General features: G+C 44.1%; 12 protein-coding genes and 2 pseudogenes. 6 read left to right on the top strand and 8 right to left on the bottom strand.

Annotation, left to right across the window (positions count from 1 at the left end; translation table 11 throughout):
- Positions 1-790: coenzyme F420 hydrogenase/dehydrogenase beta subunit N-terminal domain-containing protein (locus tag F6K20_RS05105; RefSeq protein ID WP_287293962.1), on the bottom strand; the 790-nt coding region annotated here is incomplete at its 3' end.
- An 11-nt stretch (positions 791-801) separates the two neighbouring features.
- On the opposite strand from F6K20_RS05105, the gene F6K20_RS05100 reads away from it, so the two are divergent.
- Positions 802-939, top strand: coding sequence for a hypothetical protein (locus F6K20_RS05100; RefSeq protein ID WP_287249593.1), 138 nt, complete (start codon positions 802-804; stop codon positions 937-939).
- A 249-nt stretch (positions 940-1188) separates the two neighbouring features.
- Here the strand turns inward: F6K20_RS05100 and F6K20_RS05095 are convergent, their stop codons facing one another.
- Positions 1189-2112 carry a Uma2 family endonuclease gene (locus F6K20_RS05095; RefSeq protein WP_044494600.1) on the bottom strand — a complete coding sequence of 308 codons (924 nt, stop codon included), beginning with the start codon at positions 2110-2112 and terminating at the stop codon, positions 1189-1191.
- 1158 nt (positions 2113-3270) lie between these two features.
- Entirely contained in the window at positions 3271-4230 is a 960-nt protein-coding gene (locus tag F6K20_RS05090) for an Npun_F2552 family protein (RefSeq protein WP_008187959.1), read from the bottom strand.
- Between the two features lie 864 nt (positions 4231-5094).
- On the opposite strand from F6K20_RS05090, the gene F6K20_RS05085 reads away from it, so the two are divergent.
- Positions 5095-5433, top strand: a complete 339-nt coding sequence (locus F6K20_RS05085; RefSeq protein WP_287249597.1) for an NfeD family protein — start codon at positions 5095-5097, stop codon at positions 5431-5433.
- Between the two features lie 361 nt (positions 5434-5794).
- Here F6K20_RS05085 and F6K20_RS05080 read toward each other — a convergent pair whose 3' ends face one another.
- From F6K20_RS05080 to F6K20_RS40480, 3 genes and pseudogenes are all read right to left on the bottom strand, one after another.
- Positions 5795-6436: a DUF6391 domain-containing protein gene (locus F6K20_RS05080; protein ID WP_008187961.1), complete on the bottom strand. Its 642-nt coding sequence runs from the start codon at positions 6434-6436 to the stop codon at positions 5795-5797.
- 181 nt (positions 6437-6617) lie between these two features.
- On the bottom strand, positions 6618-7541 hold the full coding sequence (locus F6K20_RS05075) for a pentapeptide repeat-containing protein (RefSeq protein ID WP_081431919.1): 924 nt from the start codon (positions 7539-7541) through the stop codon (positions 6618-6620).
- A gap of 120 nt (positions 7542-7661) precedes the next feature.
- Positions 7662-8072: pseudogene (locus F6K20_RS40480) on the bottom strand (Sll1247 family protein); the annotation flags it as partial.
- A 375-nt stretch (positions 8073-8447) separates the two neighbouring features.
- Here F6K20_RS40480 and F6K20_RS05070 point away from each other — a divergent pair.
- The 3 genes from F6K20_RS05070 (at position 8448) to F6K20_RS05060 (ending at position 10455) form a co-directional block, all read left to right on the top strand.
- Entirely contained in the window at positions 8448-8747 is a 300-nt protein-coding gene (locus tag F6K20_RS05070; RefSeq protein WP_008187964.1) for a hypothetical protein, read from the top strand.
- Between the two features lie 130 nt (positions 8748-8877).
- Positions 8878-10095, top strand: a complete 1218-nt coding sequence (gene ispG / locus F6K20_RS05065) for a (E)-4-hydroxy-3-methylbut-2-enyl-diphosphate synthase (protein WP_287249601.1) — start codon at positions 8878-8880, stop codon at positions 10093-10095.
- Between the two features lie 6 nt (positions 10096-10101).
- On the top strand, positions 10102-10455 hold the full coding sequence (locus F6K20_RS05060) for a hypothetical protein (RefSeq protein ID WP_287249604.1): 354 nt from the start codon (positions 10102-10104) through the stop codon (positions 10453-10455).
- 105 nt (positions 10456-10560) lie between these two features.
- Here the strand turns inward: F6K20_RS05060 and F6K20_RS40475 are convergent.
- Together F6K20_RS40475 and F6K20_RS05050 are read right to left on the bottom strand one after the other, a co-directional pair.
- A pseudogene (locus F6K20_RS40475) lies at positions 10561-11416 on the bottom strand (DUF4058 family protein).
- A gap of 181 nt (positions 11417-11597) precedes the next feature.
- On the bottom strand, positions 11598-12332 hold the full coding sequence (locus tag F6K20_RS05050) for a Uma2 family endonuclease (RefSeq protein ID WP_287249622.1): 735 nt from the start codon (positions 12330-12332) through the stop codon (positions 11598-11600).
- Between the two features lie 231 nt (positions 12333-12563).
- Between F6K20_RS05050 and carB the strand changes: the two genes are divergently transcribed.
- Entirely contained in the window at positions 12564-15821 is a 3258-nt protein-coding gene (carB, locus tag F6K20_RS05045) for a carbamoyl-phosphate synthase large subunit (protein WP_287293960.1), read from the top strand.
- The last annotated feature ends 284 nt before the right edge of the window (positions 15822-16105 follow it).

Raw genomic sequence — 16105 nt, 5'->3', positions numbered from 1 at the left:
TACAAGAGTAGGCAAACACATCTTTGAGTTGATTAGTCTTTAAGCCAAAGAAAGGTACTTTCTCAATCGAGCCATCCTCATGTTTAAAGTGAATCCGGAAATCCTGCATAAACTCGTAATGTACCACCGTTTCTGGTGAACGGCTGGTGGTTTCCAGAAATTTTTGCAACCCCTCACGGTTGACATTATCGACACAGGGCGTACCTAAAACATAGAGTTTTTCTAAACCGAGTTCGTTTTGCACTGATCGCAATGCTTGGATTTGGCAGCCAACACCAATTACTAATAATCGCTTCATCCCTGATTGTTCCACTTGCTCTAACACAGAGAGGTTAGGAGACAAGGTAGGCTTATTCACCCGTGCTGCTAACACCTCCTCTGGGGTACGAGCAATGATCGGCATCGGCTGAAAGCGGTCTTCTTCAGTGTTTTGGACACAGACTACACCTTCAACTTTACCCTGCTTGAGCATTTCCATAGCAATGGTACTGACAATTCCTGTCCACTGCGCCCCTTCTATCGGCTTAATCTTCTTAGCCGTGAGCATCTTCTGGTTAACACCAAAGTACCAATCATCTGGATGATCTAGATTGCGACTACGTCCATGGGCTTTTGTTTCCAAGTCAGCTATTTGCTGGTTTAAGAATGCACAAGCTTCCTTGACATAATGGATATAGTATGTATCACAAAGTCCACACTCGCTACACAGTTCCTTGGCAGGGCGTCGGCTACTTGGTTTTAAGGCTCTCGCTTTTTTATGTTTGGCAGGTTGAGGTGTCACTGAAGTCATTTTCTTAACTAATGGTCTATTGTCTCACGATGGTGAGCATTCAGCTGTCAGCTAATGCGCTACAGATGGTGCTACTTGAGGTGCTATCAGCCCTCAGCTTTAATTTGGATCTTGGTTATCGATTCCAACACAATAGACAGCAGTGTTAATGCGTTCGCTTAGCGGCTCAATACTTAGCATCGCATATCTCGATTGCCAACACTGATCGGATTGTCTCTTAATTTTCTCTTATTTGGTACATTTTTACTAAAGCAAGTCATGCGTTCGCGTAGCGTGGCCGTAGGCCAATCCCATGAAGGGGATATAATTAGACCCTCAGCTCAATCAAAGTACCACCGTAGGGGGGCAGGGCGTGCGCCCACCCACCAAGGGAAAAGAAAACCAGAAAAACCCTCCTTTTAGTTACCAAATTCTGCCACCTGAGATTCAGACAGACCTGTTCGATTGGCCACCTGCTCCACCGTCATCCCTTGCTCTAACAAGCTCTGCGCCACCTGCTGCAACTGAGACTCCGCTTGATCAGCCCTTTGTTGTTCTTGATCGGCTCTTTGTTGTTCTTGATCGGCTCTTTGTTGTTCTTGATCAGCTCTTTGCCGTTCTTGTTCAGCTCTTTGTTGTTCTTGTTCAGCTCTTTGTTGTTCTTGATCGGCTCTTTGTTGTTCTTGATCGGCTCTTTGTTGTTCTTGCTCAGCTTTTTCCTCAGAAGTGGGCAGTAACTCCCCATCTAAATTTGCCCAGCGTAACCAAGTTGCTTCGATGCCGTTATAATCACCATGCCAACGCACCAAGCTCAAACCTAATGCTTCAGATACCAGTTGGTTTTGCTGATTAGGTTCTATCGGTTGGTAAACTCTATTTTGGAGATGAAATCCAGCCCAATCATCTGGATTGAAAGGATCAAACCAGAAATACTCTGGCACACGCATCTGATTTTGATAAATCTGCTTTTTCTCGTTTTTGTCACGCTCAGCAGTGCTTGCCGACAAAAGTTCGATAATCACGTCAGGAGCCTTTTCCTCCTCCCAAATCACCCAGCTTCGACGCTCTCCCTTGGGTACATCTAGAGCAACAAAGAAATCTGGTCCTTTATAGTCCTTATTTTTGAGTTGGGCAACGCTGTAGTAAACAAACATATTACCACCGACATAGCCATCCGACCTATTATCTAGCCAAGGCGATAGGGTATAAATGAGCAGATCCATTTGGGCTTTGTGCCGTGCGGTTTCCATTGGTATATCATCGTCACAGGGAAGGTCGGCCTGAGTGGGTGGCGCTGCCACTGCCATTGACTCTATAGTTTTAGAGAGTGTAAGCTCTGACATGGCTCTCCAAAGGTGTTAGTTTACCAAGTTTTGACACTTCTATGTTAATGGGTGCTGCTTCAACGCAAATGGGATCATATTTTGCAGGCTCTGGTTTTGGCGGACGGAAACTCTCCTAGATACCTAGGGAAATCACCCCCATCCCCTGGTCAGTTAATGCTTCTTTACAAAGAAGCCAAATTTTACCTTTGATTGGGTCACTATCCGGCAACTATAAAGCATTCATCCCCTTCTTTGCTGCTGTCTTCAATGCTGCTTTTACCTCCTCAAAAGGCAGGGATTGCCCTAACACCTTCTGATAACTTTGCATTCAGGGGAAAGCACTGATGTATTCACAATTAAAGGTGAGGTAGCCAGAGTCCTCACCAATTTAGATAAACGAGAGATAGTCATTATTGTAACCAAATCGGGAATCGCTCACTGGATCTTCCCAAGGGGCTATCACGTCCTAGGTAAATCCTTTGGGTAACACCAAATCATCCACCACCCTGTAGTTATAGTAGTTTGCGTGTAGGTTAAGTAGACTCCCGACTCCTGACTCCTGACTGCTGAAGCGTTTGACCCACAGGCTTCAGCTTGTCCGGTATTAGCTGTAGAGGCTGAGTGCTGATGACTGTTCGCGTAGCGTGCGCCTAGGGCATTAGCTGAGTGCTCAATGTATAGATGGCTGCGATCGCGTAGCGTAGCCCTTCGGGCTAATCGCTACTTCCTCAAACCTAGACCCATCAGGCTGTTTGACTTTTTCAATGTCACCTTCGGTCTCTTAAAAGTAACGAAGAACTCTATCACTGTTTGCTGGACTTGACCAATAGTGGAGCTAGAGAGTAATTAATTATACAAAGTCGGACTATGTCTTCTGGTATTCACCAATCACCAGCTTAGTGATTAGTAATTAGTCCTTTGTGGCCAGTAACAAGTTTTCTGGTATTCACCCATGACCAGCTTAGTGATTAGTGATTAGTGATTAGTGATTAGTAATTAGTGCTTTGTGGCCAGTAACAAGTTTTCTGGTATTCACCCATGACTAATTACTAATCAATAAAAAACCGCCGCTAGCAATAATAGGGCGGCATGGTTAAGCAATCGGAGGGTAACTCTAGGTTACTTGGTTAATCTAGGATCCTGTTGTAGCAAATTTTACCAAATACCCCTGATTGTCTAGCTTTTACCATAAGCATTAATTGGCTCTTTGATAAGCCGGATATATAAATGCTTAAAGGTAGACCTAATTACTCGAGGCATACCAAAATCAATCGGTTTCATAGTATCAGGTAGTTTCCAATCCCTCACTTGGATTTCTAGAGGTCGATGGTAAGGAAAGTCAATCTCTGCTAAGTCTGGCAACAACCCCAGCCGTTTTTGAGCTGCCAGGGTAGGAACCAGGGCTGGCTCAACATTGAGAATTTCCACTATTGAGCGATCGAGAGCAAAGACATCCTCTGATGCTCCTAAGATCCCCAAATGTCTCGGTTCACCACCAATCGGACCATTCCCTTCCTGACCAATAATGCCATCAATGATAGTCAACTCCGGATTAATCGCCCGTGCTGTTTCCACCAGCATTTCCCCAAAGCGCGTCTCATCCTTACCCGCTTCCATATGCCACCAGGCTTTCATTTTTCCCGGAACACAGCCGAATAAATTCTTGACCCCCATGGTCAAGGTCAACTGCATGTGGGATTTTACCTTCGGTAGGTTAATCACCACATCGGCATTCATGGCCTCTTTAGACAAACGCAGATGATTAAAGGTTTCGCTAGCAGTTTCATAACCCTTGCCGTGGAATTCCACCATAGGGATATCAAGTTCTGTCATCATTGGCAGATAGCCATTCGCCTTAGCCACACCCCTAGCACTCCCAAAGGCTGGGCTATCTCCGAAAAAGGGTTTACCCCCAGCTTCTTTGACTAGTTGAGCCACGCAGTAAACAATTTCAGGGCGAGTGATACATTCTTTACCAGGACGACCAGCAGTAAGTAAATTAGGTTTAAGCAGAACCGAATTACCTTTCTTAACAAAAGCACTCATCCCTCCCAAAGGTTCTAGCAGCCTTTCCAAGGAAGCTCGTAAGAGTTGTGGATTATAGGAATCAGCATGAATTAAACTAACAGTTGGCATAATTTAATAGTTTTGATGTCAGGGGAAAATGATGAATTGTGTATTGTTATACCAATTTTCTGTAAAAGATGTAAACTTATAGTAAACTTGGGGATTGGAAATTTTTCAGCTTGTTTCCCGCCTCCAACAGATAAGTGACATTTTTCAAGAAAATCTGGTATTATTCCTGGAGGAAGTTGCCTATAGTAACAATTGTCTGTTGTAGTCTGAAAATCTTTTACTCTAGGGTGGCAGATTCTTCGATACACACGTAGAATAAGAATACATAGTGCATCTACTGAGTCTTAAATGTATCTACAGCTTGTCAGTTGCGTCTGCGGTCTTGTATCTAGGTTGAGCCTTAAATAATCACTCTAGGTCATGTTTAGGTTGAAAGCGTTATTCAATCGTTTCAGGGTGTATCAGTGAACGCATTTGTCCTATTCCAGGGTTTTAAGGACAGTACCTTGATACAGTAGTGCACTTACCAAACTTTTAAAGGATGTGGATTTTAACAAAATGTTTCTAATTCTCTAACTTACCTAATCCTGAAGTGTTTACTCTCCTTAGGAAGAATGGTTCCTTGTGTCATTCGTTGAATGCCGGGAAGTGTATCTAATCTTTAACCAATAAACGTTTCCGTTGCCGAATTTAAGGCTAGTTTTCAGGAAGATCGGAATTTTCTGTTGAAGCTAAAAATACCTATATCACTGGAGAATACCGATGCTCTGTTGACTGAAACCCTATCTATGGCACGGGTTAATCGCCACTTAAGGCAAAAAAATTTCACATTCAGCCTACGTTGCCAGATTTTACCTGGTTAAAACGTTTTGTACCAAGCAGGCTGAACAGAATAACATAATCAGTCAAACGAGGTGAACACACATGATTAATGTACAGGCTCCTGATTCCATCCTATTTCCACAACCAGGCGTCGGCAAGGTAGAACGTACCATTACCCCGACCAAGCCTGGGCGAGTCAAATTTAAAGCCACATACTGGCCCGCCCGGTTATGTGATCATGATTCCCAAGTTACCCTTGTGCCTGATGAGCAAGTGACTGTGGTGGGCCGACACGGGATTACGTTGCTGGTGGTTCCTGCAGGCTATATTTCCCCTGGCAATTCACCAGAGGATGAACCGGGGGTTCAAGAAGCTAGTCAATCCCAGAGCTTGGGATTGACTCAAAAACTGAGCTCAGTCTTTTCACAACTGTGGCGCTAGAGTTTAATAACCGTAAGCTTATGCGCTACGCGCACGCTGCGCGAACAGCTATCAGCAGTCAGCTTACGTGCTACTGGAAAAGCTTCCCTTTCTCGAAACAGTTAATGTTCTCCTAGCCAGGATAAATCAAGAAAGTTCAGACGTTATATATGTTACATATAACGTCTGAATTTGGGATTTTTTTTCTGGCCAAGCTTGCATCTAAAGCTTGCATCTTATTTCATGTTCGGATAATCACCATTAATCAAAATCTCCTCATCTCCCCATCTCCATCTCCATTTGTAGTCTTAATTTTAAGAATTGGTATAAGTCGGTCGGTTCTCTTGGACTCATCTAACCAAAGACAAATCACAATTGAAGCTTAGTCAATCCATCGCATCTGGACAAAATGGGCTGGACGTCCCCAGATATCAGATGTTTCCCTAATGTCTACAATCGCCAGGTTAAAAGGAATGGCAGTAGTTAAGTATCGTTGCGCTAAGTTCCCCAAATCAGGTGTTAGTTGAGTAGCAGCCACCCCTGCAAAGCCAAGACCCAACAGTTGTTCAATCGGTCCTCGCGGCAGTAACAGATGAACTGCCAACCCTAGTCCAGCACCTAAAAACACTGCTACTGAGAGATTCGTGCCGCAGCGGGGGTGGATAGCCATATTCCATTCTCCCCTAGTCAGTCGCTCTAGGGCAGTGGGTACTGCTCGTCTCAACTCAGCCAAATTTACCTGACCATAGAGATAAAATCCTTGGTCAGTTGATAGTCCTCCTATCGCATTATTATCTGATGGAGGAGTGCTAGGGGTTGCACCAGCACCACTAGCACCATAGCGCTGACTTAGAACCCAGACAGTAGCGTGTTCTAGAGCATGAACCTGACGCACCATGAGAATGTCTTTTAACCCTGGAACGAAATTCAGCTGCCTAAGCAAATCTGTATCCTGTGTCGGTTGAGGGGCTGTAAAATCAAAGTCCCAAAAGTTACTGGTGTTTACGGAAGCAGAATTACTCATGGCAGCAACAACGCAAAAGCAGGTTCATTAATATCAGACACTTTCACTGTAGCATTGTGTCCGATTGAATACTTATCATTCCTAAACATTCAGCTGACTGCTTAAGAATGATAGCTGACTGCTTAGAAAACTTGATCATTCTTAGTTGTTCGTCAATTAACCATTAAAAATTAAATAACAATTAACCATTAACAATAAATATAGCTCCTCGCTGTTCTAGCTCAGGTTGAATTTTATCAGGCAAAACTGCGTTGTACCAAAATTTAGCACCTTGGACATTGGCTTTCTGAAGATTACTACCAAATAGGTTAGTACCCATCAAATTTGTCTGACTCAAGTCAGCATTAGTCAGATCGACGTGACGCAGTTGAGCATAACTGAGTTCACTACCACTGAGGTCTCCATAACTCAACTGAGCATGACTTAATTGAGCATAGCTAAGGTTAGTCTTCCTTAAGCTGGCATAATTCAGAGAAGCACCACGCAGGTGAGCCTGAGTAAGGTTAGCACTATCTAAGTTTACGTGATTGAGATTGCTATGGTTTAGCTTGGCTTGACAGAGGTTGGCTTGACACAGCTTAGGGTTATTCAGGTTAGCTTGCGTCAATTTGGCACCCCTGAGGTTGGCATGATTGAGCTTAGTATGGCGTAAGTCACCTCGATTAAGGTTAGCACCACTAAGGTTGACCCCACTGAGTTTGGCATTTTGCAAACTAGCACCACTAAGGTTGGCATCGCTCAAATCAGCATGTTGTAAGTCAGCATGAACCAGATTAGTCTCGTTCAAACTGGCATTGCTGAGATTTGCTTGCTGTAAATTAGTACGACGTAAATCAGCACCCCTTAGGTTGGTACTACTCAAATCAGCACTATTCAGGTCAGCTGTGATTAACTTGACACCACTAAGATTAGCAGCGCTTAAGTTAGCCCCACTGAGTTTAGCAAGGCTTAAGTCAGCCTGACTTAAATTGGCACCACTAAGATTAGCACCACGCAGGTCAGCAGCCCTTAATTTCGTATTACGTAAATCGGCACCACTAAGATTAGTACCACGCAGGTCAGACCCTTTTAATTGTGGAAATACTCTATAGCTATCCGAAGAAATAACCCTCGGATTATCTGGCTGATCATCTTATCCGATTTTAATTAGATTATATTCAATATTTTGAGTGTAAATCCCTAGAACAATATTGAAAAATTCCCAAAAATTTATCAACCACTAACACTATTGCTCTGGAGAGTTTTCGTAATAGCAAATTATTTGAGCAATACAAACGTCTAGATGTGCTTTGACGTACTTACAAATTAAAACAATTTTGAGCAAAATACTAACAATAGTGAGCGCGTATTATTGAGTTGTTAGTAAAATAAATAGAGGAGATGGTTCCTGACTATCTTCAGTCGTAAAAAGCTCCACTAATCTTCTGAAGGTGCGCAGAATTAAGTCGAGGGTTATAGTTGATTGGTTATAGTCAATGTAGAGTTGATCGATTTTTTGATAAATTTTACTATTTACTATGGCTAAGGATTTATGATTATGTACGTAAATTAATAAATATTTTTTCAGACTTTGCTTAAAGTCTCTATAATTTAAATTTTTAATTTGCTTGACAAAAATACGGGCTTGGTAATTGTAATTACACCATAGCTGTTTAGATTAATTTTTTAAAAAAATATCAATAACTTCGTTTCCTATATTTGTCGGATTATAAGTGTCTTCATGTTTTAAGATAGGGGAATTATAGTGAACTGTATACCTAGCTATATCAAATGTAAATTGGTATTTTAATTGATTGGCTATATCTATAGCAATTTTTCGCTGTTCTATGGGATTTTTATGCTCAAGATATTGAGGAACTAATAAATAAGACGCATAGTGAAAACTCCAATAACCTCTTTTAGCATTTGAATTGATTTCATTAAAAAGCTTTAGTTGATTATATAGAGAATTGAATTTGAACAGCAAGTTGAGACAAACAAGCGACTCCTGAAAAACGTAAAATTGAGAGCAATGACTTTAGCCAATGAGGAATGTAATTTGCCCGGGTGGTCATTACTAGCTATAACCATCTCTGAGAGTACTGTGGAAGTTAATGTAAATTGTGCCCAAGACTGCATCAACGGTTCTATCTTAGGTAACAAATGCCCCAATAAACAATACCTTGCTGAGGCATCCCAGTTCATTAACGGTACTTCATTGGACAAAATGTTAGAGTTGGCAGCGGTGCGACCCCGCGCTTTTTCAAAGCTAAGCGTGAACGCGCACCGTGAGGAAGCACGGCTCAAGAAACTATCTCAACCCCCTAAATGAATGGGTGATTACCGACTTTCCTGAGTAGAAAACTCTCACCCCTAAGCCAAAAGCGCCTGATTCTATGGGAACCTAAGAGAATAAATACAAAAACCTACTATTTTCGCTAAGCCAAAGCAACTAACAGGTTATGCAAACTCTAAGCACACCTCAAAGGGCTGCTACATTACCAGCTTTCGATACTACTATCCACCGCCGTCAAACCCGCCCTGTCAGAGTGGCTAATGTCACTATTGGCGGGGGATACCCGGTGGTGGTGCAATCGATGATTAATGAAGATACCTTAGATATCAATGGTTCCGTTGCTGCTATTCGCCGCTTGCACGAGATTGGTTGCGAGATTGTCCGTGTCACTGTTCCGAGTATGGCACATGCTAAAGCCCTAGCCGAAATCAAAGAGAAACTAGCAGCGACCTATCAATCGGTGCCTCTAGTAGCTGATGTCCATCACAATGGCATGAAAATTGCTCTGGAAGTTGCCAAGCATGTGGATAAGGTGCGGATTAATCCAGGATTGTATGTATTTGAAAAGCCCAAAGCCAATCGCAGTGAATACACTGAAGCTGAATTTGAGGAAATTGGGGAAAAAATTCGGGAAACCCTAGAACCCCTAGTCATTTCCCTCCGTGACCAAGGGAAAGCTATGCGCATCGGAGTCAATCACGGTTCCCTAGCGGAACGGATGCTGTTTACCTACGGTGATACCCCAGAAGGGATGGTGGAATCTGCTCTGGAATTTATTCGTATCTGTGAATCCCTCGATTTCCGCAATTTGGTGATCTCCCTCAAGGCTTCACGGGTACCTGTGATGCTAGCCGCCTATCGCTTAATGGTACGGCGAATGAATCAGTTGGGGATGGATTACCCGTTGCATTTAGGTGTTACTGAAGCCGGGGATGGGGAATATGGACGGATTAAGTCTACTGCTGGTATTGCTACTCTGCTAGCTGAGGGGATTGGTGATACGATTCGTGTCTCTCTTACGGAAGCCCCAGAAAAAGAGATTCCTGTTTGCTACAGTATTCTGCAAGCTCTGGGATTGCGGAAAACTATGGTGGAGTATGTGGCTTGTCCGTCCTGTGGTCGTACTTTATTTAATTTAGAGGAAGTTCTGCATAAGGTGCGGGAAGCTACTAAACACCTCACTGGCTTAGATATTGCTGTGATGGGGTGTATTGTTAATGGCCCTGGGGAAATGGCTGATGCTGACTATGGTTATGTGGGTAAGCAAGCAGGCTATATTTCTCTGTATCGCGGTAAGGAGGAAATTAAAAGGGTACCTGAAGATAAAGGAGTACAGGAATTGATTAATTTAATTAAAGCTGATGGTCGCTGGGTGGATCCTTGATAATTGTTGAATAGAAACTATAAAAAACTATACTTATCACGTAAGCATTCAGCTATCAGCTATCAGCTATCAGCTATCAGCTATCAGCTATCAGCTATCAGCGAACAGCGATTAGCGCTACGCGCACGCTACTTGAGGTGCCAAAGGCCTGTGGCCAAGGTACTGTTCGCGCAGGGTGCGCGTAGTGCAATCGCTGCTTTTGAATACAGCGTTTTTCATAACTATAAGGTGAACAGGATTTTTCCCCACTTCCAACTTCCGTCTTCCGTCTTCTCTGTTGCCTGTTCCTGTGATCCGCTGTTCCCTAAAACCCATGAATCTGTACCTAACTCAATGGAAAACCGCTATAAAATAAGCTGACGGCTGACCGCTGAGGGCACCTCAAGTAGCGTGCGCGTAGCGCATATGCTTACCGATCGCTTATATGAAAATTGGCTTGAGGATTAATCAGCTGATAATCAACAATCACCTCAGTCCCTTTTGCCGTAACAACCCATCAGCCCAAGCTGCATCGGCTTCTGACAACACCGGTACTGGTTCGCGAGTATAATCAATAACAAAGCTATACCCTGAGCGGTCATAAACTCCATCAAATAACTCTTGTAAATTGACAAGGGGTTCAGTATCTTCTGGTTGCAAAGGGAGTGGAAAGGTAGGAATCGAATCTGGCAAATTAAAGGCATATAAATCAGCTTGAGGGCGGCGATGATTTTGACTGACCAGAACTCGATAATGGGTCTGAATGCCATTACTTAAGGTAGGCATAGGTTCCCACTGCCGCAATAAATCAATTTCCACTAAATGGGTTGAACTTCCTAATATAGTTTGACGCTTTCTTTCATACTGATTGCGTCCTTCTCCTGAGCGTTTATTGGTCGGGGAAAGAACTTCAAGCGCTGTCACCAGGTTACTTGTGGCGATCTCCCGTATCTCTAAATGTCCTTGTCTTGATGCAGTCGCTCATGGGGGAAACCCCCAAGACCGCGCTGCATCGCTGCCTAACTTTTTCAGGAATTGGTAAAATAACTTTTGTTGGCTGACTTGGCGCTGAGGCAACAGCAACATTGGTTTGTGTGGGATTGGTTTGTGTGGGATTGGCTGTTGTCTGAGTTAGTTTTACTGCTGCATCGGGAATGCCAACTAGGACTGAATCTGTTCCTATAGTTTGATAGATTCGCTCTTCAATCAGAACTTGATATTTGGGAAGCAGTTGGGGAGCCAAAAAGTCGGCAATTGCAGTAATTAGTCGATGATGAACATTCGGCCAAGCGCTGGGATGCTCTAAATAGGGATCCATTCCTGGAAAAGGAGAAGGAGGCATGATTGTCTTTCCCCAATGCTTTATTGGATAATTATAGCGCTTCTCGCCTTAATTTCAATGAAAAAGTATCAATTAAAAATTGAAAATTAGCAATTAACCCCCTAATCACTCGATCAGCTGATCATGGATTTACCTAGTTTTCTAGTTAGTTGACCAATGCCCGTTGGAGCAATGGCGAGAATCAAGCATCTGACTCATCACCTAACTCTTTGAGTCTAGCTAGCAATTCCTCTACCCGCTTTTCTGCCAATTCTCTTTGTTGCCGTTCAACTTGAGCTTGTTGTTGAGCAGCTTGAGCTCTCTCGTCTGGTGTTGGTACCAATTGCTGATCTTCACTGAAAAACCGTAGTTGGGAATTATGCACACCTAAAAATAATTCCAACTGCTGACTCCACAGCCACCCCTGAGTATTAGGGTCGAGGGGTTGATACTGGCCTCCCATCAGGCGAAATCCCTGGAAATCGAGGGTATCGGGGTGAAACCAGAAATATTCTGGTGTTCTGAAAGTATCTTGGTAGAGGATTTTCTTTAATCCCTTGTCAACTTTAGCTGTACTGTTAGAGAGCAGTTCAATAATCACATTGGGATATTTTCCTTGTTCTGCCCATAATACCCAACTTTTGCGGGGTCGATTTTCCGTACCGAGTACCACAAAAAAGTCGGGTCCTCTAAAGTCTCTGGTGGTAATATGTTCAGGACTGAAATAGATAGTGAGATTCCCAGTAGCATAGAAGTCGCTTCGTTCTCGCCACCACCACTTCAGGCAAGCAAGTAACAGCTCAATTTGATCTCGATGGCGATCGCTTTCCAAGGGCGGTTCATCACTCCATAAATCACATGGTGGAATGATAATACTTTCTGACTCAGCCATTACATTGACTTCCGCAGTGGCTTCTGAATTCTTGGCAACGGTCATAGCACTCACAGGCAAAATCGCTACCTCTAGTTTGACAGCTTTAATCAAAATGGTTAACTCAACCGTTGACTGTAAACCGTCAACTGTCAACAAATCAGGTTTGTTGGGTAAAAGCTGGATAAAAAGCTAGATGCTTTGTAAAAGCTGGATAAATAACTAGGGAATAATTTGGCAAGCAAGCATATAATAGTCAGGATCTAATAACGTTCATCTCACCACAGAGCAACCACTATGCCCCGCCGCGACGATATTCACAAAATCTTGCTCCTCGGTTCTGGTCCGATTGTGATTGGACAAGCCTGTGAGTTTGACTATTCCGGGACTCAGGCTTGTAAGGCACTCCGGGAAGAAGGCTATGAAGTGGTACTGGTAAACTCTAATCCAGCTAGTATCATGACTGACCCAGAAACGGCTGACCGTACCTACATCGAGCCCCTAACCCCAGAAATCGTCGAGAAGGTGATCGAAAAAGAACAACCATGTGCTTTACTGCCAACCATGGGGGGTCAGACGGCTCTGAATATTGCGGTTGACCTAGCGAAGAATGGGGTTTTGGAAAAGCATGGAGTGGAGCTAATTGGGGCAAAGCTAGAGGCGATAGAAAAGGCTGAAGACCGCCTGTTGTTCAAGGAAGCAATGGAAAGGATTGGGGTAGGGGTCTGTCCTTCGGGAATTGCGAATAATCTCAAAGAGGCTAAAGCGATCGCACAAAAAATCGGCTCTTACCCGCTGATTATTCGCCCGGCTTTTACCCTGGGGGGTAGTGGTGGTGGCATTGCCTATAACAAAGAAGAATACGAAACAATGGCTCAGGGGGGTTTGGATGCTTCGCCAGTGTCTCAAATCCTGGTGGAACAGTCTTTGTTGGGCTGGAAGGAGTATGAGTTAGAGGTGATGCGAGATTTGGCAGATAATGTAGTAATTATCTGCTCGATTGAAAATGTTGACCCGATGGGGATTCATACTGGGGATTCGATTACTGTTGCTCCCGCTCAAACCCTGACGGATAAGGAATACCAACGGTTACGGGATTACTCGATTAAAATTATTCGGGAGATTGGGGTTGAAACCGGGGGGTCAAATATTCAGTTTGCTGTGAATCCCATCAATGGCCAGGTCATTGTAATTGAGATGAATCCTCGGGTTTCCCGCAGTTCTGCCCTAGCCTCGAAAGCAACAGGGTTCCCGATTGCTAAGTTTGCTGCTAAATTAGCCGTGGGATATACCCTCAATGAAATTCCCAACGATATTACTAAACAAACTCCTGCTTCCTTTGAACCAACTATTGACTATGTGGTAACTAAGGTACCCCGGTTTGCCTTTGAGAAGTTTCCCGGTAGTCAAGCAATCCTTACGACTCAGATGAAGTCAGTGGGAGAAGCCATGGCGATTGGACGGACATTTCTCGAATCGTTTCAGAAAGCCTTGCGCTCCCTGGAAACTGGACGGTTTGGGTGGGGATGCGATCGCAAAGAAAAGCTGCCATCTCTCGAACAAGTGCGCTATGGTTTACGAACCCCGAATCCAGAACGTATCTTCACGGTGGGTCATGGTTTGATGCTAGGGATGACCCTAGAAGAAGTACAGGAACTCACAGGAATTGACCCCTGGTTTTTGGATAAATTGGCGGAATTGCTGGAAACCTCAAAATTCCTCAAACGTACCCCATTGGAAACCTTGAACAAAGAGCAGTTATGGGCAGTCAAACGTCAGGGATTTAGCGATCACCAAATTGCTTTTGCTACCAAGACCTCGGAAGATGAGGTGCGTGAATACCGTAAGCATCTAGGAGTAGTACCAGCATATAAGCTAGTAGATACCTGTGCAGCAGAGTTTGAGGCATTTACACCTTATTATTACTCCACTTATGAAGAAGAGTCGGAAGTAATACCTTCGGATCAGCGGAAGGTGATGATTTTAGGTGGGGGACCAAACCGGATTGGTCAGGGAATTGAGTTTGACTATTGCTGTTGTCATGCATCTTATGCTCTGAGTAAGCAGGGGTTTGAGACAATCATGGTAAACTCCAACCCAGAGACAGTTTCTACAGATTATGATACAAGCGATCGCTTATATTTTGAGCCCCTGACCAAAGAGGATGTACTCAATATTATTGAGGCAGAAAATCCGGAAGGGATTATTGTTCAATTTGGGGGACAGACACCGCTTAAGTTAGCAGTGCCGTTGCAAGAAGCCTTGAAGGTTAGCAGGTTGAAGGTTGGCAACCAACAACTGGTAACCCAAATTTGGGGAACCTCTCCCGACTCAATCGACGTAGCTGAGGATCGGGAGCGGTTTGAGAAGATTTTGCGGAAGTTAGATATTAAGCAGCCACCCAATGGAATTGCTCGCAGTTATGGGGAAGCACTAGAGGTGGCCAAGCGGATTAGTTATCCAGTGGTGGTGCGTCCGTCTTATGTGTTGGGGGGACGGGCTATGGAAATTGTCTATTCCGATGAGGATTTGAAACGCTACATGAAGTTTGCGGTGCAGGTGGAACCAGAGCATCCAATTCTGATTGATAAGTTTTTAGAGAATGCAGTAGAGGTAGATGTGGATGCGATCGCAGATCATACTGGTCGGGTAGTGATTGGTGGCATCATGGAACACATCGAACAGGCAGGGATTCACTCCGGGGACTCCGCTTGTTCTTTACCCCACACCTCTCTAACACCCGTTGCTTTGGAAACTATGCGCACTTGGACTTACCAGCTGGCCAAAGCTTTGAAGGTGGTGGGGTTGATGAATATTCAATTTGCGGTGCAGGGGGAAACCGTTTACATTCTCGAAGCCAATCCCAGAGCATCCCGAACAATTCCCTATGTTTCCAAGGCAACAGGGGTACCCCTGGCGGGGTTAGCATCTCGGGTTATGTCCCGTGAGACCTTGGAATCCCTTGGGTTAACTGAAGAAGCTAGCCCTAAGCACATTGCAGTCAAAGAAGCGGTATTGCCCTTTGAGAAATTTCCTGGTACAGACACCCTCCTCGGACCAGAAATGCGTTCTACTGGGGAAGTAATGGGGATTGACACAGATTTTGGCAAGGCATTTGCCAAAGCAGAATTAGCAGCTGGTCAGCGTTTACCCCTGTCTGGCACAGTATTCGTTTCTACCAATCACCGAGACAAGCAAAATGTAGTACCAGTGGCGAAAGACTTTATCGAGTTGGGATTCGAGCTGGTGGCAACCGATGGGACTCGCAAGGTGCTGCAAGAGCATGGACTGGATGTAGAGTTGGTGTTAAAACTCCATGAAGGACGTCCCCATGTCTTGGATTGGATTAAGAATCAAAAGATTCAGCTAATTATTAATACCCCTTCTGGAGAAGATGCCTATGCCGATGGGCTGTTAATTCGTCGAACAGCATTAGGCTATAAGATTCCGATTGTGACTACAATTGCTAGTGCTAAAGCCACAGCAGCCGCAATTCGTTCACTACAGTCGCAACCACTGGGAGTTAAAGCTCTACAGGATTATATCACGAATTAGCTTTTGTGTAAGCTATCAGCTATTAGCTATCAGCTATCAGCATATGCTTAAGGTTTTGCTCTCATAGGAGGTAGTGGTATACAAGTAGTGATTTTAGCTTCCGTTACTTTGACCAGACCCTAGCCAAATCACTACATGCTTATCACTACCGTTCTCCTGAAACCCTCTTTAGAGGATATATCCCAAGTTTTTTGATACTGAATTTTGCCCCCCTAGCCCCCCAACTTTGGGGGGAACAAGAGTCAATTTGCTTCTAAAAGTCCCCCAAAATTGGGGGATTTAGG

It is taken from the genome of Moorena sp. SIO2C4, from assembly GCF_010672485.1.
In the GTDB taxonomy this organism is placed as follows: Bacteria; Cyanobacteriota; Cyanobacteriia; order Cyanobacteriales; family Coleofasciculaceae; genus Moorena; species Moorena producens.
This window is presented reverse-complemented; position numbering and strand designations above follow the sequence as displayed.